2 protein-coding genes are annotated in these 1,687 nt (G+C 52.1%); both read left to right on the forward strand.

Annotated features, from left to right (window positions below; all coding sequences use genetic code 11):
• A partial coding sequence (locus tag Xbed_RS18565; RefSeq protein WP_167371955.1) for a tyrosine-type recombinase/integrase occupies positions 1 to 332 on the forward strand: 332 nt, incomplete at its 5' end.
• Between the two features lie 372 nt (positions 333 to 704).
• The coding region (locus Xbed_RS18570; RefSeq protein WP_208612281.1) for an inverse autotransporter beta domain-containing protein at positions 705 to 1,687 on the forward strand (983 nt) is incomplete at its 3' end.

Raw genomic sequence — 1,687 nt, forward strand, 5'->3', positions numbered from 1 at the left:
ATAAAATCATTCGCCAGACCAGTTTGAAGGCAAAATTATCGATTTGCGCGAATCCGCACATGTTACGACATGCCTGTGGTTATGCACTGGCCGACAATGGGGTCGATACCCGCTTGATTCAGGACTATTTGGGCCATCGGAATATTCGTCACACCGTCCGCTATACCGCGAGTAATGCGGGAAGGTTTGAGACAATATGGGACGGGAAAGGAAAACGAAAACAGTTGACAATTAGTACCAAACTGTCAACTGCACTAAGAGTTTCTTTTTTAAAGTTAGTTCATTTTTTTATTAACTGCAAAAAACCCAGTAACTTATTGATATTATATTAATAATAAATTATTGCTTTTTAATTCAACTCCTCTGCATCGGCCAAAATATTTTTCCCCCTTTTTCTGGTCAATTTTCCAATCTTGTACTCTGCTCAAATTCGAAAGACTGATTAGCTTAATTGTTCACTTAAGTTGGTCTATTCGACTGCATTTTTTTGATTATCAGATAAAAAATCCTCAGTTGACAGTTTGGTACTAATTGTCAACTCACTGCGTGGATAGCAACACCGCTCCGGGATGAGTCAATAGCACCGGCATTTGAGGATGTCTGGTGGGGGATAATGTTGATTCGAAAGGCTGATAAACATGCTAAAGAAACAAGACAGGCAGTGGACAGAGAAACAACACCATCGGCTTAGGCAGGTGGCTTGGGTGAATATTGTTGCCCAGATTGTATTTCCGGTGGCGGGTGCGCTGACCCCCACTATCGCCGGGGCTAAAACCGATGCCGTTGTACAGGCTGCCCCCCTGACCCGGTCAGCGACCCAACCTTACCGGCTGGCGGCCGGTGAGAGCGTCAAAACGGTCGCCAAACGGCATGGTCTGACCGTGACCGAGCTGAAAAAACTCAACCAACTACGGACATTCAGCCAGCCCTTTAGTGCGTTAGGGGCCGGTGATGAAATTGAGGTGCCCCAATCCCAAGCCAGTCAATGGCTGGCGGAGGGGCTGAGGCAGACCAATGCCCCTGAAAATTTCACCCCGTCGGCGGAGCAAAACCCGACCGCGCACTGGCTGGCGAGTGCCGCCTCCCGGGCGGCGGGGATGCTGAAAAATGGCGATATTGTGGACAGCGCCAAAAGTCAGTTGCGCAGCCGGGCGGTCAGTGAAGCCAACCAGACCCTGCAACACTGGCTGCAACGCTACGGCACGGTGAAATTGCAGGCCAATGTGGATGATCGTGGGCGGCTGGACGGCAGCCAGTTCGATATGCTGTTGCCGCTGTATGACACCGAAAAGCGGCTGGTGTTTACCCAGTTCGGCCTGCGCCATATTGACAGCCGCACCACCGCCAATGTCGGGCTGGGGCAGCGCCATTTTCTGGCCGACGGCATGTTGGGCTATAACGCCTTCCTCGACCACGACATTACCCGCGACCACACCCGCTTCGGGATTGGGGCTGAATACGCCCGCGACTTTATCAGGTTCGGTGCCAACGGCTATTTCCGCGCCAGTGGCTGGAAAGACGGCAAGAAACTAGTCGATTATCAGGAGCGGCCGGCCAACGGGTTTGACCTGCGCGGCGAGGGCTACCTGCCATCCTACCCGCAATTGGGGGGCAAACTGATTTATGAGCAGTACTTCGGCGATGAGGTCGGGCTGCTGAGTGAAGAGCGCCGGCAGAAAAACCCGGC

The organism is Xenorhabdus beddingii, assembly GCF_002127545.1.
Classification (GTDB): domain Bacteria; phylum Pseudomonadota; class Gammaproteobacteria; order Enterobacterales; family Enterobacteriaceae; genus Xenorhabdus; species Xenorhabdus beddingii.